The sequence below is a fragment of the Nocardia sp. NPDC050718 genome, from assembly GCF_040654235.1.
Lineage (GTDB): Bacteria > Actinomycetota > Actinomycetes > Mycobacteriales > Mycobacteriaceae > Nocardia.
Genome location: NZ_JBFAHQ010000001.1, coordinates 307,773 through 328,442, shown reverse-complemented (window position 1 = coordinate 328,442; position 20,670 = coordinate 307,773). Strand labels below are relative to the sequence as shown.

Annotated in this window: 18 protein-coding genes; 11 read left to right on the top strand and 7 right to left on the bottom strand. The window is 70.0% G+C overall.

Going from position 1 to position 20,670, the window contains the following annotated elements; translation table 11 throughout:
- Window positions 1-15 precede the first annotated feature (15 nt).
- The 4 genes from AB0H54_RS01490 to AB0H54_RS01475 all read left to right on the top strand — a co-directional run bounded on the left by AB0H54_RS01490 (window position 16) and on the right by AB0H54_RS01475 (window position 4,412).
- Window positions 16-822: a carbohydrate ABC transporter permease gene (locus AB0H54_RS01490; RefSeq protein ID WP_255587778.1), complete on the top strand. Its 807-nt coding sequence runs from the start codon at window positions 16-18 to the stop codon at window positions 820-822.
- 127 nt (window positions 823-949) lie between these two features.
- On the top strand, window positions 950-3,313 hold the full coding sequence (locus tag AB0H54_RS01485; RefSeq protein ID WP_357342016.1) for a transglycosylase domain-containing protein: 2,364 nt from the start codon (window positions 950-952) through the stop codon (window positions 3,311-3,313).
- A 203-nt stretch (window positions 3,314-3,516) separates the two neighbouring features.
- On the top strand, window positions 3,517-3,978 hold the full coding sequence (locus AB0H54_RS01480; RefSeq protein ID WP_355275112.1) for a GyrI-like domain-containing protein: 462 nt from the start codon (window positions 3,517-3,519) through the stop codon (window positions 3,976-3,978).
- Window positions 3,979-3,980: 2 nt separating this feature from the next.
- Entirely contained in the window at window positions 3,981-4,412 is a 432-nt protein-coding gene (locus AB0H54_RS01475; protein WP_355275114.1) for a GyrI-like domain-containing protein, read from the top strand.
- Window positions 4,413-4,482: 70 nt separating this feature from the next.
- On the opposite strand, the gene AB0H54_RS01470 is transcribed toward AB0H54_RS01475, so the two are convergent.
- The 4 genes from AB0H54_RS01470 to AB0H54_RS01455 all read right to left on the bottom strand — a co-directional run bounded on the left by AB0H54_RS01470 (window position 4,483) and on the right by AB0H54_RS01455 (window position 8,167).
- Complete coding sequence (locus AB0H54_RS01470; RefSeq protein ID WP_355275116.1) at window positions 4,483-5,592, bottom strand: inositol-3-phosphate synthase; 1,110 nt, start codon at window positions 5,590-5,592, stop codon at window positions 4,483-4,485.
- Complete coding sequence (locus tag AB0H54_RS01465; protein WP_110037815.1) at window positions 5,585-6,142, bottom strand: PadR family transcriptional regulator; 558 nt, start codon at window positions 6,140-6,142, stop codon at window positions 5,585-5,587. The genes AB0H54_RS01470 and AB0H54_RS01465 overlap by 8 nt, the downstream gene beginning before the upstream one ends.
- A 152-nt stretch (window positions 6,143-6,294) precedes the next feature.
- Window positions 6,295-7,086 (bottom strand): DUF1707 domain-containing protein, encoded by a 792-nt coding sequence (locus tag AB0H54_RS01460; RefSeq protein ID WP_357342014.1) that lies wholly within the window; start codon window positions 7,084-7,086, stop codon window positions 6,295-6,297.
- 7 nt (window positions 7,087-7,093) lie between these two features.
- On the bottom strand, window positions 7,094-8,167 hold the full coding sequence (locus AB0H54_RS01455) for a DUF1707 domain-containing protein (protein ID WP_357342013.1): 1,074 nt from the start codon (window positions 8,165-8,167) through the stop codon (window positions 7,094-7,096).
- A 123-nt stretch (window positions 8,168-8,290) separates the two neighbouring features.
- On the opposite strand from AB0H54_RS01455, the gene AB0H54_RS01450 reads away from it, so the two are divergent.
- The 3 genes from AB0H54_RS01450 to AB0H54_RS01440 all read left to right on the top strand — a co-directional run bounded on the left by AB0H54_RS01450 (window position 8,291) and on the right by AB0H54_RS01440 (window position 13,443).
- On the top strand, window positions 8,291-8,710 hold the full coding sequence (locus AB0H54_RS01450; protein ID WP_218718591.1) for a DUF5318 domain-containing protein: 420 nt from the start codon (window positions 8,291-8,293) through the stop codon (window positions 8,708-8,710).
- A 777-nt stretch (window positions 8,711-9,487) separates the two neighbouring features.
- Window positions 9,488-11,692 (top strand): transglycosylase domain-containing protein, encoded by a 2,205-nt coding sequence (locus tag AB0H54_RS01445; RefSeq protein ID WP_357344143.1) that lies wholly within the window; start codon window positions 9,488-9,490, stop codon window positions 11,690-11,692.
- A gap of 71 nt (window positions 11,693-11,763) precedes the next feature.
- Complete coding sequence (locus AB0H54_RS01440) at window positions 11,764-13,443, top strand: glycosyltransferase 87 family protein (RefSeq protein ID WP_357344141.1); 1,680 nt, start codon at window positions 11,764-11,766, stop codon at window positions 13,441-13,443.
- A 4-nt stretch (window positions 13,444-13,447) separates the two neighbouring features.
- On the opposite strand, the gene AB0H54_RS01435 is transcribed toward AB0H54_RS01440, so the two are convergent.
- Window positions 13,448-14,974 (bottom strand): TerD family protein, encoded by a 1,527-nt coding sequence (locus tag AB0H54_RS01435; RefSeq protein ID WP_357342012.1) that lies wholly within the window; start codon window positions 14,972-14,974, stop codon window positions 13,448-13,450.
- 4 nt (window positions 14,975-14,978) lie between these two features.
- Window positions 14,979-16,355: a TerD family protein gene (locus AB0H54_RS01430; RefSeq protein WP_357342011.1), complete on the bottom strand. Its 1,377-nt coding sequence runs from the start codon at window positions 16,353-16,355 to the stop codon at window positions 14,979-14,981.
- Window positions 16,356-16,522: 167 nt separating this feature from the next.
- Between AB0H54_RS01430 and AB0H54_RS01425 the strand changes: the two genes are divergently transcribed.
- The 4 genes from AB0H54_RS01425 to AB0H54_RS01410 all read left to right on the top strand — a co-directional run bounded on the left by AB0H54_RS01425 (window position 16,523) and on the right by AB0H54_RS01410 (window position 19,802).
- Complete coding sequence (locus AB0H54_RS01425) at window positions 16,523-17,146, top strand: AIM24 family protein (RefSeq protein ID WP_355275125.1); 624 nt, start codon at window positions 16,523-16,525, stop codon at window positions 17,144-17,146.
- 9 nt (window positions 17,147-17,155) lie between these two features.
- The gene (locus AB0H54_RS01420) at window positions 17,156-17,860 is read left to right on the top strand and encodes an AIM24 family protein (protein WP_357342010.1); all 705 of its coding nucleotides are present in this window, start codon (window positions 17,156-17,158) and stop codon (window positions 17,858-17,860) included.
- 4 nt (window positions 17,861-17,864) lie between these two features.
- Window positions 17,865-18,629, top strand: a complete 765-nt coding sequence (locus AB0H54_RS01415) for an AIM24 family protein (RefSeq protein WP_355275129.1) — start codon at window positions 17,865-17,867, stop codon at window positions 18,627-18,629.
- Between the two features lie 123 nt (window positions 18,630-18,752).
- Window positions 18,753-19,802 (top strand): alpha/beta hydrolase family protein, encoded by a 1,050-nt coding sequence (locus AB0H54_RS01410; protein WP_355275131.1) that lies wholly within the window; start codon window positions 18,753-18,755, stop codon window positions 19,800-19,802.
- A 46-nt stretch (window positions 19,803-19,848) separates the two neighbouring features.
- Here AB0H54_RS01410 and AB0H54_RS01405 read toward each other — a convergent pair whose 3' ends face one another.
- Window positions 19,849-20,652, bottom strand: a complete 804-nt coding sequence (locus AB0H54_RS01405; protein ID WP_357344139.1) for an HAD family hydrolase — start codon at window positions 20,650-20,652, stop codon at window positions 19,849-19,851.
- Window positions 20,653-20,670 lie beyond the last annotated feature (18 nt).

Below are 20,670 nucleotides of genomic sequence, written 5' to 3'. Positions count from 1 at the left end.
ATCGGCACCGTGCGGATGTACCTCGGTGTGCTGATCGTGCTGGTGTGGGGTCTCGGCCCGTTCTACTGGATGACGGTCGTCGCGTTCCGCGATCAGGCCTACACCTTCGACAGCACCCCGTGGCCGACCCACGTGACGCTGGACAACTTCCGCAACGCCTTCGACACCAGTCGCGGCAACAACTTCGGGCAGGCGCTGCTCAACAGCGTGATCATCGGCGCCGCGACCACCGCGGTGGCGCTGCTGCTCGGCGTGCTGGCCGCGTACGCGCTGGCCCGGATGGCGTTCGCGGGCAAGTACCTGGTCTCCGGGCTGATCCTGTCGGCCTCGATGTTCCCGGCCGTCGTGCTGGTGACGCCGCTGTTCCAGCTGTTCACGGATCTGGGCTGGATCGGCCACTACCAGGCGATGATCATCCCGAACATCTCCTTCGTGCTGCCGATGACGGTGTACATCCTGGCGTCGTTCTTCGCCGAGCTGCCCTGGGAGCTCGAGGAAGCCGCGCGGATCGACGGCGCCACCAAGTTCCAGGCGTTCCGGCTGATCATGCTGCCGCTGGCGGCGCCCGCGGTGTTCACCACCGCGATCCTGGCGTTCATCGCCTCGATCAACGAGTACCTGCTGGCCCGGCTGCTGTCGGGCGAGAAGACCCGGCCGGTGACGGTGGCGATCGCCCAGTTCTCCGGCAACGATCCGCTGGTGCAGCCGTACGCGGCGATCATGGCGGCCGGCGTGATCGTCACGGTGCCGCTGGTGATCATGGTCCTGGTGTTCCAGCGCCGGATCATCTCCGGTCTGACCGCCGGTGGTGTGAAGAGCTGATCGTGCGGGGCGGCGCGTTCGCCGCCCCCACGCGCTCCTCCCGGGTTCCACGACACCCGGCGGGTAGAGTCTTCGGAGTCGATGGCACGTCGGTACCGGTGGATTCGTCCCCTCGCTCCGGAAGGAGATGGTCGTGGCCTCCGAGGGCGGGCGCAGGCGTTCCGGATCGGACGCGCCGTATACCTCGATCGCCGGTTTCAAGGACCCGCTCGGCCGGGACCAGCCACCGCGCAAGGGCTCGGCGCGCCGCGCCCAGGCCGCCCGGCTGGCCGCCGACGGTGACGGCGAGGAACCCCGCGCCCCACGCACCAGAGGCCAGAAGATCCGGCGGTTGCTGCTGGCGCTGTTCGTGATCTTCGTCTGTGTGCCCGCGCTGCTGTTCTTCGCGATCTACTGGAGCTCGGAGATCCCCGAGCCCGCCGAGGTCGCGGTCGAACAGCCGGCGACCGTGCTGGCCGCCGACGGCACCACCGTGCTGACGAAATTCATCCCGCCGCGCGGCAATCGGATCCCGATCCCGCTCACCGACGTGCCGATGCCGGTGCGCGATGCCGTGCTCGCCGCCGAGGACCGCAATTTCTACACCAACCCCGGCTACTCGACGAGCGGGTTCCTGCGCGCGGCCCGCGACAATCTGCTCGGCCACGACAACGCGGGCGGTGGGTCGACGATCACCCAGCAGTACGTGAAGAACGCCTTCCTCACCTCCGAGCGCACCGTCACGCGCAAGATGCGCGAGCTGATCATCGCGGCGAAGATGTCGCGGCAGTGGAGCAAGGACGAGATCCTCGCGGCCTATCTGAACACCATCTACTACGGGCGCGGGGCGTACGGCATCGCCGCGGCGTCGAAGGCCTACTTCGACAAGCCGGTGCCCGAACTGACCCTGGCCGAGGGCGCCGTGCTCGCCGCGGTGATCCGCTCGCCCTCGGTGCTCGACCCGGAGACCCACCTCGACCAGCTGAAGGCGCGCTGGCAGTACGTGCTCGACGGCATGGTGGAGATGAAGGTGCTCGGGCCGGGCGAGCGCGACGCGACCGTGTTCCCGGCGATCATCCCGCTGCCCGACCTCCCGGCCGAGCCGGTGCCGCTCGGGCCGGAGGGCCACATCCGCACCCAGGTGCTGCGTGAGCTGCGCGCCGCAGGCCTGACCGACGCCGACATCAACACCGGCGCCTTGCAGATCACCACCACCATCGACCCGGTGGCCCAGGCCGGCGCGGTCGACACCGTGCGCCAGCGGCTGGAGTGGCAGCCACCGGAGCTGCGCGCCGCCGTCGTCTCGATCGACCCGCGCAGTGGGGCCGTGCGCGCCTACTACGGCGGTGAGGCGGGCACCGGCTTCGACTTCGCCCAGGCGCCGTTGCAGACCGGGTCGTCGTTCAAGGTGTTCGCGCTCGTCGCCGCGCAGCGCCAGGGCATTCCGCCGACCAGGGCGATCGACAGCTCCCCCGTCGTCGACCGCGGCACCACCATCACCAACGCCGACGGCGACTCCTGCGGCCGCTGCACGCTCACCGAGGCGCTCAAGCGCTCGCTGAACACCAGCTTCTACCGGCTCACGATGACGATGGCCGACGGCCCGCGCTCGATCGCCGAGGCCGCCCATCTGGCGGGCATTCCCGAGCACATCCCGGGCCTCGACGTCGAAACCCTCACCGAGGCAGGCGAAGCGCCGCTCAACGGGATCGTGCTCGGGCAGTATCTGGTGCGCCCCTTGGACATGGCCTCGGCGTACGCGACGCTGGCCGCGTCGGGCGTCTATCACCAGCCGTACTTCGTGCAGCGCGTCGTCACCGGTGACGGCCGGGTGCTGATCGATCGTGGCCCGCCGGAAACCAGGGTGGGCGCACAACTTCCGGAACCGGAGCAGCGGATCACCGCGGGCATCGCCGACACCACCACCCAGGCGATGACCCCGATCGCCAACTACTCCAACGGGCACGGGCTGGCCGAGGGCCGACCGTCGGCGGCCAAGACCGGCACCACCCAGCTGGGCGAGACCAAGGACAACAAGGACGCCTGGATGATCGGCTACACGCCGTCGCTGTCGACGGCGGTGTGGGTGGGCACCGAACAGCCGCAGCCGCTGCGCGGCGGGCGCGGTGGCGCGATCTGGGGATCGGGCCTGCCGTCCGACATCTGGAAGCAGGTGATGGACACCGCGCTGGCGGGCACGCCGGTCGAGCAGTTCCCCACGCCGGCGATGACCGGTGGCGGCGGGCTGATCCCGGGACCGGCACCCGCGCCCGCGCCCGGCGGCAGCAATCCCTACGACATTCTCAACCCGCCCACCAACGCACCGCGCAGCCCGGCACCGGATCTCATCACCCCGCCGTCGACGACGCCACGCAACCCCGCGCCGGAGCTCGGCCCCTCGCCGTCGACCACGCCGCGCAATCCGGCGCCGGTGATCATCATCCCGCCCGCGCCACGCCCGGCCACGCCCGGCGAATTGTTCCCCGGACTCGGTGGTGACGGCGGTCGATAGATCACGGATTGGCCACCCGGACCACACACCCCGGCGGACATGGCAACATCGTTGGCCAGAGCGCGAACCAGCCCGACCAGTCGGCACCGCCGGTTTGCCGCGACGCGACAGCGCGTCGAACGATCCCGGCGCCAAACCTGTCATATCGATGCGGGAAGATATGCGCTCGAGCGACGACGAGACTAGACATAGGGGCTACGCAGGTGGATTTCAATGTCGTTGACCGTCCCGAGACGCTGATCGCGGGCACGGTGCTCCGCAGTCCGGCGCTCGCCGTGGAGGGGCCACGCCGCGCCAAGGTGGTGGAGGCGTGGCAGCACCTGCTGGCGAGACCGCAGTTACCGGGACCGATCGCGACGGGGTACGTCGATTTCGCGGCGGAGATCAATTCCTACCTGACCCACATCGTCGGCTACGAGTGCAAGACCCTCGCCGATCTCCAGGTCGGTGACGTGCTCGCCCGCATCCCGGCGGGTCGCTACGCCCGCTTCGTCGCCACCGGCGACAACCGCGGCGACACCATCGTCGCGCTGTGGCGCCAGATCTGGGACGCCGAGGCCGCCGGTGAATTCGAGCGCGCCTACGCGGGCGACTACGAGCAGTATCCGGACGAGCGCACGGTCGAGATCTACGTCTCGCTGACCGCGGAGCAGGGGGGCGAATAGCCATGGCTGTCGATTTCGAGATCGTCACCCTCGAGGACGGGCTGATCGCGGGACTCACCGTGCCGCTGGCCGGTCGCGAGGTGACCGCGCGCGACCTGGACCTGGTGAACTTCACCTGGGACCGGTACCTATCCAGGGAGAAGACGGTGCCGCGCGCCGCGGCCTACATCGGCCAGAACGACCACGCGGTCGCCGTGCTCGGCTACGAGGTCGCCGAGCTCGACGACATCGACGACGGCGACGTGCTGACCCGCATCCCCGCGGGCCGCTACGCGAAGTTCGTCGTCTCCGACAAGCCCTACGACCTGCTGCGCACCGCGTGGGCCCAGGTGATCAAGGCGGAGAACGCGGGCACCATCACCCGCTCGCACACCGCCGAACTGGAGCGCTACACCGGCCCGACGAGCGTCGAGGTCTACGTCTCGCTCGACTGAGCGGGCACACGAACAAGAAGGCCGGGCCACACGGAATTCCGTGTGGCCCGGCCTTGTCGGTTCGCCCGAACTACTCGGCGCCGATGATGAACGCCTCGAGCTGGGTGCGCGCGACGTCGTCGGCGATCTGCTCCGGCGGGGACTTCATCAGGTAGGCCGAGGCCGGAATGACCGGTCCGCCGATGCCGCGGTCCTTGGCGATCTTGGCGGCGCGCACGGCGTCGATGATGATGCCGGCCGAGTTCGGCGAGTCCCACACCTCGAGCTTGTACTCCAGGTTCAGCGGCACGTCACCGAAGGCGCGACCCTCGAGGCGGACGTAGGCCCACTTGCGGTCGTCGAGCCACTCCACGTAGTCCGAGGGACCGATGTGGACGTTGCGGTCGTGCACCTTGCCCGAGAGCGGGCCGTTGAGGTTGGAGGTGACGGCCTGGGTCTTGGAGACCTTCTTCGACTCCAGCCGCTCGCGCTCGAGCATGTTCTTGAAGTCCATGTTGCCGCCGACGTTGAGCTGGTAGGTGCGGTCGAGCACCACGCCGCGGTCCTCGAACAGCTTGGCCATCACGCGGTGGGTGATGGTCGCGCCGACCTGGGACTTGATGTCGTCGCCGACGATCGGGACACCGGCGTCGATGAACTTCTGCGCCCACTCCGGGTCGGAGGCGATGAAGACCGGCAGCGCGTTGACGAAGGCGACACCCGCGTCGATGGCGCACTGGGCGTAGAACTTGTCGGCTTCTTCCGAGCCGACGGGCAGGTAGGAGACCAGGACGTCGACCTCGGCGTCCTTCAGAGCCTTGACCACGTCGACCGCGGGAGCCTCGGACTCCTCGATGGTCAGCGCGTAGTACTTGCCGATGCCGTCGAGGGTCGGGCCACGCTGGACGTTCACGCCGGTGGGCGGCACGTCGGAGATCTTGATCGTGTTGTTCTCGCTGGCGAAGATCGCCTCGGCCAGGTCGAACCCGACCTTCTTGGCGTCGACGTCGAACGCGGCGACGAACTTCACGTCCTTGACGTGATAGGGACCGAACTTGACGTGCATGAGGCCGGGAACGGTGGCGTTCTCGTCGGCATCCTTGTAGTACTGCACGCCCTGCACCAGCGACGATGCGCAGTTGCCCACACCGACGATCGCGACGCGAACCTCGCCGGACCCAACCTTGTTGACATCACTCATGGCCGCTCTTTCCCTCTTTCTGTGGTGCCGCCTTCGTCGATTGCTCCGCCGCAATCAACTCGTTGAGCCAGCGCACTTCGCGCTCGCTTGATTCCAATCCGAGCTGGTGGAGCTGGCGGGTGTAGCGATCCAGCGAGCCGCTGGCCTTCTTGATCGCTTCCCGCAGTCCCTCTCGGCGCTCCTCGACCTGGCGTCGCCTGCCCTCCAGGATCCGCATCCTCGCCTCGGCGGGGGTGCGGCTGAAGAAGGCCAGGTGAACGCCGAAGCCGTCATCGGTGTAGTTCTGCGGACCGGTGTCGGCGAGGAGTTCGTTGAAACGTTCCCGCCCGACCGGCGTCAGCCGGTAGACGCGGCGCGCACGGCGCGCGGTCGCGCCCTCCGGAATCTCCTCGGCGATCAACCCGTCGGTCTGCATCCTGCGCAGCGTCGGGTAGAGCGAACCGTAGGAGAAGGCCCGGAACGCTCCGAGCAGGCCCGTCAGCCGCTTGCGCAGCTCGTAACCGTGCATGGGCGCGTCCAGGAGAAGGCCGAGAATCGCCAATTCGAGCACTGCCGACCTCACTCCCTGACTATGTCGGCCTGACAGACCGAGCGGACCTAACCGATGGATGCGACTACCAACTATATCGGAGCGATATAACAAGACATAGGGCAATGACGCACATCACTGCGTCATCGCTGGTGAGAGGGCCTGGTCAGGGGCTAGGGGGTAGACACGAAGACGGTCTCACCATCGAAGCGGACCTTCATATATCCGCTCTGGTTGAGCTCGTTCTTCACATAGATGGTGATCTCGGGCTCGGCATACTTACCACCGCCGGAGGGATACTCGACCGAGACGTGCACGACGGAGCCACCGGGCACCCGGGTGGACTGCGGTGCGCCGGACATCAGCCGGGCGTAGCGGGCCAGATCGATCGCGGCGAGGTCGAACGACTTCGTGTCGGGCCGTCGGTCACTTTGTGATCCGAACGGTTCGAAGTCACCGCGGTAGATCAAATCGTCCTCTTTGCCCGGTTTTCGGGCGGCCCGTTCGACAATCGCGTAGTCCGGGTACAGCGTGAGATCGTCGGCCACGGTGCTGCCGTATTCGGAGCGGTAGGCGGCGATGAAGTGCGCGAATCCGTTGCCGGTGGTGAGGTCGGGCAGCGGGTCGCCGAAGACGGCGTCGCCCGCGGCACGGACGACCAGGCCTGCGCCCGCGCCGAGCAGCGCGGCCAGGACGACCGCGCCGGCCGGGATCCACCAGCGCCGAGGTGCGCGCGGGACGCCGCGGGCGACGGGGCGCTGCGCCAGGTTGCCCGGGATCTGCAGGTCGTCGACGAGGCGATCGAGGGCGCCGAAGGTCTCGGCCCGCATGGCGGTCGCGGTGCGCTTGTCGTGTTCGGTGGCGGTCAGCTGACCGTCGGCCAGGGCGGCGTCGAGCAGGGCGCACACGTCGGCGCGGTCGGCGTCGCGGGCGCGCAGGTTCTTCGCCGGGGACGGGGTCTTCATCGCTCGGTCATCCTTTGTACGGGTAGGTCTTCAGCACTTCGCCCGACAGCGCGAGGACGAAATGCCCCGACTGGCCGACCTCGTTGCGCACGAAGATCGTGATCCCCGGCCGCCCCACCGAGCTGTCGTCGGCGATCCGGAAGTGGGTGACCGCGCCGTTGGGCACCTGGACGGTGGCGGCCGCGTTCGTCAGCGCGGCCCCGAGGGCCTCCGCGTTCACCTGCGCGAGATCGATGTCGATCTTCTCGCGCTGACGGGTGCTGATCTGCGCGTTCGACCGGCCGAAGCCGCCACGGTAGGACCAGTCGGCGGTCCAGTCGGCATTGCCGGCCTCGCGCCGGACGGCCGAGGCGTGCTCGTCGTGCAGGACGGCCTCGTCGACGAGGGTGTCGCCGAACTTCACCCGGTAGTCGTCGCGGAACTGGACGAAACCGATGAGCGTGGTCAGCCGTGGTGTGGGGATCACCAGGGGTGGCGCGGCGTTGTAGTTGATCGCGGCGGCCGCGACCACGGCGGGCGGCGGGTCCTCACCGCGCACCGTCCAGACGAAACAGCCGATCCCGACCACCGCGACCGCGCCGATGGTGGCGATCCGGAAGGTGTTGCGCGCCTTCGGCTTCACCGGCGCCACCGGCCGCTGCTGCAATTCGGCAACCAGGGTGGACAGATCGCCGAGAGTGCGCGCTTCCGAGGCCAGTTCGGTGAACGCGGTGTGCTCGTCGGCGTCGAGCTGGCCGTCGGCGCGCGCCGCGTCCAGCGCCGCGGTCGTGCGGGCCCGGTCGGCGTCGCGGGCCCTGGTCCGCGCCGGGTACTCGCCGGAGTGTCTGCGGCCGAAACGCTTCCGTTCGATCGCGGCCTGACCACCGAAAACCGCAGGTGACTGCAGGTCCGCGGTCAGTCTTTCCAGCTCGCCCAGGGTCCGCGCCGTACCGGCGCGAGCCGTGCGGTCGTGGTACTCGTCGGCACCCAGCTGGCCCTCGGCATAGGCCGCGTCAAGCACGGTCGACACCTGCGCGCGATCGATATCACGCGCCCTCGTCACGGAATCGGCGGCGCTGCGCGCCCGCCCGGAATCAGCCATCGTTCTGGCTCGCCTCACCTGCGTAAATACCCGGGCCGACCCCGGTATCGGGAGTTTACGACGAGAGCGCGGATGCAGCGGTGCCACCGGCACCGCAAATCAATCCCGGCTACTCTGGTGATCGTGCGAATTCAGCGGCAGGTAGTCGACTATGCGCTCCGGCGCAGGTCGCTGCTCGCTGACGTCTACGCGGGCCGGGTCGGTGTCGCCGAGGTGTGCGACGCGAATCCGTACCTGCTCCGGGCCGCCAAGTTCCACGGCCGGGGTAGCGAGGTGACCTGCCCGATCTGCCGGAAAGAGCAGCTGACCTTGGTGTCGTGGGTGTACGGGGACGGACTCGGCCAGGCGGCCGGCTCCGCGCGGACGCCCGAGGAGCTGATCCGGATGGCAGAGTCGAGCGAGGAGTTCTCGGTGCATGTCGTCGAGGTGTGCCGCTCGTGCAGCTGGAACCACCTGGTGCAGTCGTATGTGCTCGGTTCGGCGCCCGCGCCGGCCCGGCGCCGGACGAGTTCGCGAGCGGGGCGGCGTTCTGCGGCCGAGTGACGGGGCTGCCGGGCACCGCTCGAGGCGCCACAGTTCGGGGTGCAAGGTATCCGCGCCGGTTCTCCGGCGCGGATGTCGTGTGCCGGTTGAACCTTACGAGTTATGGAGATCTGGTCAGTGAGTTCGCCCTACGAGTCCTCCCCCTTCGGCGATGATCCGCACGGCGGCCGTCCGGCTCGGGGTTCACAGCCGGGTCTCCCTCCCCAGCCGGGTAACCGGCAGGGCCCGCCGCCGCGTCGGCCGATGCCGCCCGCCGGGCCGGGCCCCCAGAACGGACGCGGTCCCGCGCCCGGTGGACGTGGTCCGCAGGGCGGACCGCCGCCGAACCGGCAGGCACCGCCGCCGGGCGGCATGCCGCCGCGTCGTCCCGGGCCGCCGCAGCAGCGCCCCGGGGGCCCGCAGGGCGGACCGAACCAGGGTGGACCCAACCAGGGCAGGCCGCCGCAGGGCAGGCCCGGGCAGCCGGGTCGCCCCGCCGGGCCGCCCGCGGCCGGCGCCACCCAGAAGCTTCCGCGTCCCGGGCACGACGAGTCGACCAGCCGGGCGAGTCATCCCGACGGCGGCAGGCCTGTCCGTGACGACCTGAACCGGGGCCCCCGAACGGGTGCCTCGGCCACGACCGCGCGCCCCGGCGCCGGTCGCCGCCCCGGTGGGCCGACCACCGGCGAACGCCGCGCCACCGGTGCCGGCGGCACCCCACCGCCGAGTGGGCCACGCAACCGCCGCGATGGTGGCGGGGGCGACGACGGCTCCGGTAAGGGTGGTTCGGTGAGGAAAATGCCGTGGCGGGCCATTCGCCGGACCATGTACGTCCTGATGGCGCTCGCGATCGTCGTACCGAGCGCGGTGTTCCTCGTCGCCTACACCACGGTTTCGGTACCCAAGCCGGGCGATCTGGAAACCAACCAGGTCGCGATGATCTACGCCAACGACGGCTCCACCGAGATCAGCAAGGTGGTCCCGCCGCAGGGCAACCGCACCGAGGTCTCGATCGATCAGATCCCGCCGCACGTGCGCAATGCCGTGATCGCGGCCGAGGACCGCGACTTCTACACCAACCCGGGCTTCTCGGTGTCGGGCTTCGCCCGCGCCGCCCGCGACAACATCCTCGGCAAGGAAAGCGCCGGCGGTGGCTCCACGATCACCCAGCAGTACGTGAAGAACGCGCTGGTCGGTGACGAGCGCTCGATGACCCGAAAGATGCACGAGCTGGTGATCTCGGCCAAGATGGCCCGCCAGTGGAGCAAGGAAGACATCCTCGCCGCCTACCTGAACACCATCTACTTCGGTCGTGGCGCGTACGGCATCGACGCGGCGGCGAAGTCCTACTTCGGCAAGCCGGTGCAGGAGCTGACCGTGGCCGAGGGCGCCGTGCTGGCCGCGACCATCCAGCTGCCCTCGCTGCTCGACCCGGAGAAGAACCCCGAGGGCGCCAAGACCCGCTGGAACTACGTGCTCGACGGCATGGTCAGCGGCAACAACCTGAACGCGACCGAGCGGGCCTCGATGCAGTACCCGCAGGTGGTCACGCTGGCCTCGCTCAACGAAGGCGACCAGGACGAGGGTCCGGGCGGCCTGGTGAAGAACCAGGTGCTCAAGGAGCTGTCCGCGGCGGGCATCAGCGAGCAGCAGCTCAACACCGAGGGCCTGCAGATCACCACCACGATCGACCCCAAGGCGCAGGCGGCCGCGGTCAACGCCGCGCAGTCCAAGCTGCAGGGCGAGCCGGAGAATCTGCGTACCGCGGTGGTCTCGGTCGACCCGCGCACCGGCGCGGTGCGCGCCTACTACGGCGGTGAGGACGGCCAGGGCTTCGACTTCGCCAACGCCGGCCTGCCGACGGGCTCCTCGTTCAAGGTGATCGGCCTGGCCGCGAACCTCGAGCTGGGCATCCCGCTCTCGCAGCTGTACGACAGCTCGCCGATCACCGTCAACGGCATCCAGATCGGCAATGTCGAGGGCGAGTCCTGCGGCATGTGCACCATCGCCGAGGCGCTCAAGCGGTCGCTGAACACCAGCTTCTACCGGATGCAGCTGGACATGCAGAACGGCCCGCAGAAGGTCGCCGACATGGGTCACAAGCTCGGTATCCCCGAGGAGCTGCCCGGTATCGGAAAGACCCTGACCGAGCCCAACGGCGCAGGCCCGAACAACGGCATCATCCTCGGCCAGTACCAGTCGCGGCCGCTGGACATGGCGTCGGCCTACGCCACGCTGGCGGCCTCGGGCATGTACCACGCCCCGCACTTCGTGCAGCGGGTCGTGACCGCCGACGGTCAGGTGCTGCTCGATCGCGGCGAGCCCGCCGGTGAGCAGCGGGTGAGCGCGGCGGTGGCCGACAACGTCACCGCGGCGATGAAGCCGATCGCGGCGTACTCGCGCAACCACAACCTGGCGGGCGGCCGCGAGTCGGCCTCCAAGACCGGTACCCACCAGCTCGGTGACACCGGCAACAACCGCGACGCCTGGATGGTCGGTTACACCCCGTCGCTGTCGACCGCGGTCTGGGTCGGCACCGAGCAGGGCGATCCGCTGCGCAACTACGGCGGCGGCAGCATCTACGGTTCCGGCCTGCCCTCCGACATCTGGAAGGCGACGATGGACGGCGCGCTGTCCGGCACGTCGAACGAGTCGTTCCCCAAGCCCGCCCCGATCAAGGGCCAGGCGGGCGTGCCGGAATGGTCGGCGCCCTACACCGCGCCGTCGACCACCGCGCCGACGCTCGCCCCGCCGGTGATCGTGCCCTCGCAGGTCGAGATCCTGCCCGGCATCCGGATCCCGGTGCCCGGCGTGCAGCAGCCCGCCGGTCAGCAGCCCTCGCAGCAGACCCCGGAGACGACCACCGGCCCGCTGCCGGGTCAGCCGACCGCGCCCGCGGACGGCTCCCCGCCGACCAACGGCAACAGCAACAGCACCCGGCCGGGCGCCGGCGCCAACAGCACCGAGGGCGGCGGGGGAACCACGCCGACCAGATCCCGGTAGCCTCGGATGTCGTGACCGATCAGCAACTCGCGGACCAGCCGGCGTCGAGTGGTACCCGGCCGGGCCGCGAGGTGCAGTACGTCGCGCCCGCCCAGCTGGCCCCCGATCTGCGCTCGATCGACGCGCGAGACCGGCCCAGCCGCAACGATTCGCTGACCGCGCAGCTGTCGACCGTGATCGGCGGCCCGGTCGGCGATCACGCGCTGATCGGCCGGGTGCGGTTCTGGACGCCGCTGCGGGTGATGTTCGCCTTCACCGTGGTGTTCCTCGCCCTCGGCTGGACGGCGAAGGCGGGCTGCATCCAGCAGACCTCCGACGGCGCGGGCGGGCTGATGCTCGACTGGAACAACGGCCGTCAGTACGTGGCCATGTGCTACTCGGACACAGTGCCGCTCTACGGCGCCGAACGGCTCAACGAGGGCGCGTTCCCCTACAAGAAGTCCTGGACCGAGTCCACGCCCGACGGCGGCACCGAGACCAGATACATGGAGTATCCGGTGCTTTCGGGCCTGTACCAGTACGTGGCGATGCAGCTCGGCAACGTCTGGGACCACCTGCCGCTGCCGGGCGCGCTGTCGGTGGTGGTGTATTTCAACGTCGTCGCGCTCGGGCTGTCGGTGGGCTGGCTGATCACCGTGTGGGCGTCGTCGCGACTAGCCGGGCGGCGGGTCTGGGACGCGGCGCTGATCGCGGTGTCGCCGTTGGTGATCGTGCACGCGTTCACCAACTTCGACGCGCTGGCAACGGCTTTCGCGGCCACCGGCCTGCTGGCCTGGGCGCGGCGCAAGCCGGTCCTGGCCGGCGTGCTGCTCGGTCTCGGCGGCGCCGCGAAACTGTATCCGCTGCTGCTGCTCGGCCCGATCCTGGTGCTGTGCCTGCGCGCCGACCCGATGCAGCGCCAGCCCGCCGCCCGCGCGGGGCTGCGCCTGCGCGACGTCGACAGCATCGACAGCGCCCGCACCTGGATCCGGGAGACCCCGGCCAGGACCCATCTGTTCGCGCTGCGCCCGGTCGGCGCGGCCGTGCTGGCCATCCTCGCCGCGGCCGGGACCTGGATCGCGGTGAACCTGCCGATCGCCGTGCTGTACCCGGACGGCTGGCGGGAGTTCTTCCGGCTCAACACCACCCGGCACGCCGACCCGGACTCGATCTACAACGTGATCACCTCGTTCACCGGCTGGGGCGGGTTCGACGGTGAGCTCGCGCACGGCGAACCGCCGACGGTGCTCAACACCGTCTCGCTGCTGCTGTTCCTGCTCGCCTGCGCTGGCATCGCCTATCTGGCGCTCACGGCGGCCCGCCGTCCGCGCGTGGCCCAGCTGTGCTTCCTGGTCGTCGCGGCCTTCCTGCTGACGAACAAGGTGTGGAGCCCGCAGTACTCGCTGTGGCTGGTCCCGCTGGCCGTGCTCGCGCTGCCGCATCGGCGAATCCTGCTGGCCTGGATGACGATCGACGCGCTCGTCTGGGTGCCCCGGATGTACTACTACCTCGGCGAGGACGCCAAGGGCCTGCCCGAGCAGTGGTTCACCGGCACCGTGGTGCTGCGCGATCTCGCCGTCCTCGGCCTGTGCGCGCTGGTCGTGCACGAGATCCTGCGCCCGCAGGACGACCTGGTGCGCCGCGACTTCGTCGACGATCCGGCGGGCGGCGTGCTGGACCGCGCCCCCGATCCGCTGCTGCCGTGGCTGCCGGAGTTCCTGCGCCCCCGGCAGGCGTGCACCAGTTCGCGGCCCGCCGCGATGGTCGAGTGACCGGCTACATCCGCAGGTAGCGCGCCTGGAGTTCGGGTTCGGCCGGGAGCATGTCCAGGTCGAGTTCCCAGGCGTTGCCGGTCCACGGATCGAACAGCGGGGTACCCGGCACCGTGGGCAGGTGCCTGCACGATTGCGAGAGCAGCGTGAGCGGCCCGTCACCGAAGTCGCCGGAACCGCTGCCGACGATCACCAGCGACAGCCCGATCAGGTCGCCGCGCACCATCAGCTGGCCGAGGCGCACCACGTCGGCGGCCTGGTAGCCGTGCGGGAAGTCGGCCGCGACGAGAATCCGGTGCTCGGCGGGCGGCACGGCTTGGCCACTGTTGTAAGCGATCTCGGCGAGTTCGGCCGCGTGCGCGAGTTCACCGAGGCGCGCGGGGATGTCGGCGTGATCGCCGATCACCGGTCCGGCGAGCAGCGGCGCGAGCGGCGCGGCGAGGCCGCGCAGACCGCCGGTGAGGTCGATCAGGTCGACCCGGGTCAGCTTGTCCGGCTGCGCCGCGACCAGCCGGGCCACCAGGGCGCCGACCACGCGGGACGCGGCGGCGCTGGATTCGGTGTCGACCCACAGCGGCCGATTCAGCGGCACCGGAACGCAATACGGCACGCGCAGCGCGCCGCGATCGAGGGCGTAGAGCTCACCGAGCCGGATGCCGTCGCTGCGTACGGCTTTCGTCGTCCAGGCCGGGGCCAGCCAGGACGCCAGCGCGGCGGGCATCACCGCGTCGGCCTCGGCGATCTCGCGACCGAGCTGGTCGCTGTCGCGCCGATGGTTACCGTCGGCGACCCCGACCAGCTCGTCGTGACGGCGCTGCGCGGCGGTGCGCGCGGCGTCGGCGGCCGGGGTGTTGCGGGTGGCCGGGTTCGACACCGCGTCGGACAGTTCCTGATCCAGCCGGTTCGCGGCGTAGTCGCGAGCGGAGAGCAGGGCGGCCGCCGAGCGGGCCGCGTCCTCGAAGATCATCCACATCCGCTGCAGGCCGTGGTCGACCTCCAGCGGCACCCCGGGCGAGGCGGGGGCGGCGGGCCGCTCGACCGTCTCGGTCGGCGCGGTCGCGCGCGGGGTCACCGGGGCGGGCACGCCGTGCGCGGGCAGCAGCTGCGCCGCCCCGCCGTCGTACCCCTGACCCAGTGCGCGCAGCTTCCAGCCGCCACCGCGCCGGTACACCTCGAGGCAGATCAGCGCGCTCTCCCCCGCGGTCGGCGCGATCACGAATTCGGCGGTGGGCGTACCGTTCTCGGCCAGCGTCGCGGTGACGCCGCCGAGCACGTGCCCGGCGCTGACGTAGAGCAGCACGGCGTTCGCGTCCGACCTGACCTGCGTCAGCGCCAGGTCCACCGCGCCACCGGTGAAGGTGACGCCGGGAGCCGAGGTGCGCGACGCGCACACGTGATCGTGCTCGTCGCGCACCCGCAGGTTCTCGTCCACCACCAGCGCGCCGAGTTCGACGGTGCCGGTGGTCTGCGCGGTGAAGCGCACGGTGCCGGCGGACAGCGCGATGTTCTGCCCCGCCTTCAGGTGAATCAATATTTCACTCTCTGCCGAGGAACCGGCCGAGCTGCGGCACGGCTTCGCCGGGATGCTTGGCCTGGAAGCCCTCACCCAGCGCTTGCATCTTCCAGTCGGCGCCGACCCGGTACACCTTGGCCATCGCCATCGCCGTGAACGGCATGCCGCCCGCGAGGGTGTAGCGGGCGAGCTCGCCGTTGTTGGCGCCGTCGATCAAGCGGCAGAACGCGTTCTGCACCTGCTCGAAGGTGTGCCCCTTGTACGAGGTGACGATGAACAGCAGCGTGGAGATGTGCGCGGGAATCCTGGTGAGGTCGACCAGGATCATCTCGTCGTCGCCCTCGCCCTCACCGGTCAGGTTGTCGCCCTGGTGGCGCACCGAGCCGTCCTTGGACGACAGCTGGCCGTAGTAGGCGACGTCGACGAGGTTGTTGTCGGCGAACAGGCAGACCGAGGCGTCGAGGTCGATGTCGACGGTGCGGTTGCCGAACATGCCGCGGGTGCGCACCGGGTCCCAGCCGAGGCCCATCTTGACGAAGGTGAGCGCGGCGCCGCCCTCCTTGCGGAGCGTGACGCGCTGCCCCTTCTGCAGGCTGACCGGGCGATCCTTGCTCAGGCTGACCTCACCGGCCGGCTGCTGCAGCGGCGCGGCCTGCGCGGGCGGCGGGTAGCCGGGGCCGGGACCGGGCGGCGGCGGGTACCCCGCGCCGGGCGGCTGCTGCGCCGGGCCGGGCGGCGGCGGGTAGCCACCACCGGGCGGCGCGTAGGCGGGGGCCTGCTGCGGCGGGTAGCTCGGCGCGGCCTGCGCCGGGTAGGCGGGCGGCGGCGGAGCCTGCTGCGGGGCGGCCTGCTGCGGCGGCGGGGCCTGCTGCGGCGCGGCGGCGGGCGCGGGCGAATCGTCCACCTGCACACCGTGATCGGTGACCAGCGCGGCGAAGCCACCGGCGTAGCCCTGGCCGACCGCGCGGACCTTCCAGCTGCCTTGACGGCGGTACAGCTCCAGCGCGATCACGATCGACTCGGCGGCGAGCCCGTCGATCCGGTACTCGAACAGCTGGTTACCGGCGGCGTCGGAGACGATCGCGGTGGGCGGGGCGAACCGGCCGAAGTTGCTGTTCGCGTCGTCGAGGGTGATGACCGCGCGGATCTGGTCGATGTCGGCGGGCACCGCGGGCAGCGAAACCGCAAGGGAGGCCGCCTGACCCGCCGGTCCGGGGCGCAGGTCGACACCGGGCCCGCTCGGCTGGTTGTAGAAGACGAAGTCGGCATCCGTGCGGACCTTGCCCTGCTCGGTCACGAGCAGCGCGGACAGATCGGCCGGTGCCGTGAGCTGGAGCGAGATCACCACGTCACTGACGGCCAGTGGACCGTTCTGGCCCTTGGCGAGTGTTGCAGACAAGTTCGACCCTTCGCTTGTCGGTGCGGTCGTCTGCCACTCTACGAGAAAGCGGCGACGAGCGTCCGCGCTCCGCAGCCACGGCGCGTGCCCGATCGATCGGTTAGGGTGTCCACGCAGTACGTATCGGGCATTCCACCCGCCTGTTCAGAGGGGACCCCAGGGCCGTCATGGCGCAGCTGTTCGAACAATCGAAGAAGGTGATCGAGGCCCACCTCGCGGGGACCAGTATCCGCGCGATCTCCGGCTCGATGGTCGCCTACGAAGGCAATGTGCAGTTCAAGTCGGCCGGGTTCGGCGGGGGCGAGGGCGTGCTGTCCGGCCTCAAGCGCCGCGCCACCGGCGAGAAGCTGTCGCTGATGGAATGCACCGGCAACGGCCGCGTCTTCTTCGCGGTGAACGGCCAGAACGTCACCGTGGTCGACCTGAACAACGACACGCTGCAGGTCGAGTCGCAGCAGTTGCTCGCCTTCGCGGGCAATCTGCGCACCGACGTGCGCTTCGCCGGCGTCGGCGGGATGTCGGCGGGCAGCGGCCTGTTCACCACCACCGTCAGCGGGCAGGGCCAGGTGGCGCTGCTGTCGGCGGGCGGCCCGCTCATCCATCTCGAGGTCTCGCCGCAGTATCCGCTGATCGTGGACCCGGACGCGTTCGTCGCGGCCCGCGGCAACCTCAACCAGTCCTTCGTCACCGATGTCTCCTGGCGCACCATGGTCGGCCAGGACGCGGGCGAGGCCTTCTCGCTGCGGTGGGACGGCCAGGGTGTCGTGCTGATCCAGCCGGCGGAACGGTAGGCAACGGCGATGTTCGAGAAGATCAACGGCAAGGTCGTCAAGGTCGACGTCGGCCAGGCGGGCGGCGTCGTCGCCCGGACCGGCGCGATGCTGTTCTACCAGGGCCAGGTCGCGTTCGCGCCGCACCAGATCCCCGGCGCCGGTCCCGGCATGGGCGGCGGCGGCCTGATGCGGATGGCGGGCGCGATGATGGCGGGCGAGCACGAGCGCACCATGCTCGCGCGTGGAAACGGCACCGTCCATTACGGATTCGCCGGGCTCGAGGTGCACGTGGTGCAGATGCAGCAGGGCGCGGTGCTGCGGGTCGAGGCGTCGCGCCTGCTGGCCAACACCGCGGGGCTGCAGTCCTCGGTGGTCTCGGTGGCCAGTTCCGGTGGTGGCGGCGGTGGCGGTGGCGGCGGCCTGATGGGCGCGCTGCGTGGCGCGGCGGCGGGTGTCGTGACCGGCCAGGGCATGTTCACCACCCAGCTCAGCGGCCAGGGCGCCGCGGTGCTGCTCGCGCACGGTGGGTTCCTGGAACTGCAAGTGGGCGGGCCGAATCCGGTGATCGTCGACCCGCAGGCGTTCGTGGCGGCGTACGGCAATGTGCAGACCGAGCTGAAGTCGGCGATGAGCTGGCGCGACGCGGTCGGCCGTGGCGCGGGCGAGGCGATGCAGTTGCATTGCCACGGACAGGGTGTCGTATTCGTGCAGGCCTCCGAAGAGAAGTTGTGAGCCGATGAGCCAGATCCATTCCCCGATGACTCTCGGTGCCAGCGACAACATTCCGGGCAACAGCTACGCCTACTGCATCGATCTGACCGGCCCGTGGTTCATGCGCAAGGGCGCGATGATCGCCTACTACGGCCAGATCCAGTTCCAGATGCTCACCCACGGCCTGCAGGGCAACATGATGCACATGGTGAGCAGCCAGTTCTCCGCGCCGCTGTTCGCCGGTGACTACGTGGTGGCCGAGGGCCACGGCAAGCTGATCATCGGCGACCGCGGCTACGACATCAATTCCTACGACCTCGAGGACGGCAACCTCACCATCCGGGGCGCCAACCTGCTCGCCTTCGAGCCGGGTCTGGCGCTCAAGCAGTCGATCGTGCCCGGGTTCCTCACCCTGATCGGCACCGGCAAGTTCCTGGCCTCCTCCAACGGCCCGGTGATGTTCGCCGAGCCGCCGCTGCGGGTCGACCCCGAGGCGCTGGTCGGCTGGGCCGACTGCCCCTCCCCCAGCCACCATTTCGACCAGGGCTGGATCGGCAGCTTCCTGGCGGCGGGCGCGGCCAGGATGGGCGCGAACTCGGGCGAGGAGCGCCAGTTCGACTTCACCGGAGCCGGCACCGTGCTGATCCAGTCGTCGGAGAAGGTGATGAGCGACCAGGCCCTGGTCCGGACGATCGAGGGCCAGCTCCAGAGCGGCATCACCGTCGGTGGATTGCAGCGCATCCAGGGCGTGATCGCCCAGCAGCTGCAGGGCCAGCAGCAGCACTACTGAGTCCACTCCCGCAATTCTGAAACGAGAACGCGCCAAAACCTGACGGCGGGTCCTGCCCGGCCGCTACGGTGGGCACCGCCGAGAGAACGGGTCGGCACGAGCTCGATCAGAGGAGTGGGCGCAGTGCAGCGTCGCAGCATCCGACGGATCGTGGCGGCGGCACTGTGCGCCGTCACCGCGTCGATCATCACCGGCATCCCGGCGACGGCGGCGCCCGCCACCGCACCCGGCGTCGACATCGACGCGGTGACCGCGCCCAACGGTTCCTTCATCGAGAAGATGGAGGTCACCGACGCCCGGCACCTGCGCCTGTACGTGCACTCCGCGGCGATGGACAAGACCTTCCCGGTCGACATCCAGCGCCCGGCCGACACCTCCGTCCCCAAGCCCGCGCTGTACCTGCTCAACGGCGCGGGCGGCGGCGTCGACCGCGCCTCCTGGCAGCTGCGCACCGACGCGCTGAGCTTCCTGGCCGACAAGGACGTCAACGTCGTCCAGATCATCGGCGGCGCGTGGACGTTCTACACCGACTGGATCAACCCCGATCCGGTGCTCGGCGTGAACAAGTGGCAGACCTACATCGCCGAGGAACTGCCGCCGCTGATCGACGCGGCGCTGGGCACCAACGGCGTCAATGCCATCGCGGGCCTGTCGATGTCGGGCATTCCCGTCCTGAACCTGGCGATCGCCAAGCCCGGCCTGTTCCGCAGCGCCGCGGTGTACAGCGGGCTCACCCAGGTCAGCGATCCGGCGGGCCAGCAGGCGGTGAAACTGACCGTCGAGCTGTACGGCGGCGGCGACGCCGAGAACATGTGGGGCCCGGTCGGCGGACCGCTGTGGGTGGCCAACGACCCGCTGGTGAACGCCGAGAAGCTGCGCGGCACCCATCTTTTCGTCTCCACCGGCACCGGCATCCCCGGCATCCACGATCAGCCGGGCGGCCCGTTCCGGATGGAGAAGCCCGCCGACACCCCCAAGACGGTCGCGCTCGGCGCGCTGATCGAGGGCGCGATCTTCGTGTCCTCGCACAACCTGCAGTCGCGGCTGGATCAGCTGGGCATCCCCGGCACCTTCGTCTACCGCGATACCGGCACCCACTCGTGGGGCTACTGGCAGGACGATCTCAAGACCTCCTGGCCGGTGCTGGCGAAGGGCCTGTTCCCCGAGTCCTAGCGTCGACGAGACCCGGGTGCCGCTGCGGCACCCGGGTTTTCGCGTCTCAGACCGGATCGGCGGCCAGCGCCGAGCGTTCGAACGCGGCGTGGAACCACTCCAGGATCTCCACCCCGGCGAGAATTCCCGCGGTCGTGGTCACCGTGAGGTTCGACGCCGTGAAGTCCAGCTCCTCCAGCTCGCCGTGCCGTGGCCGAATCGCGGCGTCGGCCGCGGCCAGCATCGGCGCGTCCAGCGCACCGTCGCCCGCGGTGAACAGCGTCGCGCCCGTGCTCAACGCACCGGCGTCGGTCAGCCTGCGACGAACCTCGGCGACGGCCAGGCTCTTGCAGACCGCGTCCGGCATCGTGTAGATCTTGCGGCCCTGCTGCGAGGCCGACCAGCCGCGCGCGCGGCACCAGGCGTCCCATTCGGCGAGGAAGCCGGTGGGCACCGCCTCGGGGCGAACCACCAGGTAGCAGAACAGCCCGTCGGCCTCCCGGTACTTGGTGACCCAGGAATCGTCGATGCGGGAACGCCATTCGGCGCCGATCTCGGCGAGGGTGGCACCGGACGCGCGCACCTTGTCATCGATCCCGGCACGCCAGGTCGGGTCGGGCAGGCCGTCGACCAGGATGTTGCCGCCGTTGCTGGTGATGGCGTAGCGCCACGGCGCGCCCGGCAGGTCGATCCGCTGGAACTGCTCGATCGTGCGGGTCGTCGTCGGGATCACCGGGGCGCGGGCGGCCAATTCGGCCAGCAGGGTCACAGCGGTGGTGGTCATGTACGACAGCGGTTCGCCCTCGTAATACTCCACACACAGCTTCGCCACCGCGTCGGCGCCGCCGAACCCGTTGCGCGAGTAGATCATCGTGCGATCGAGGTCGGT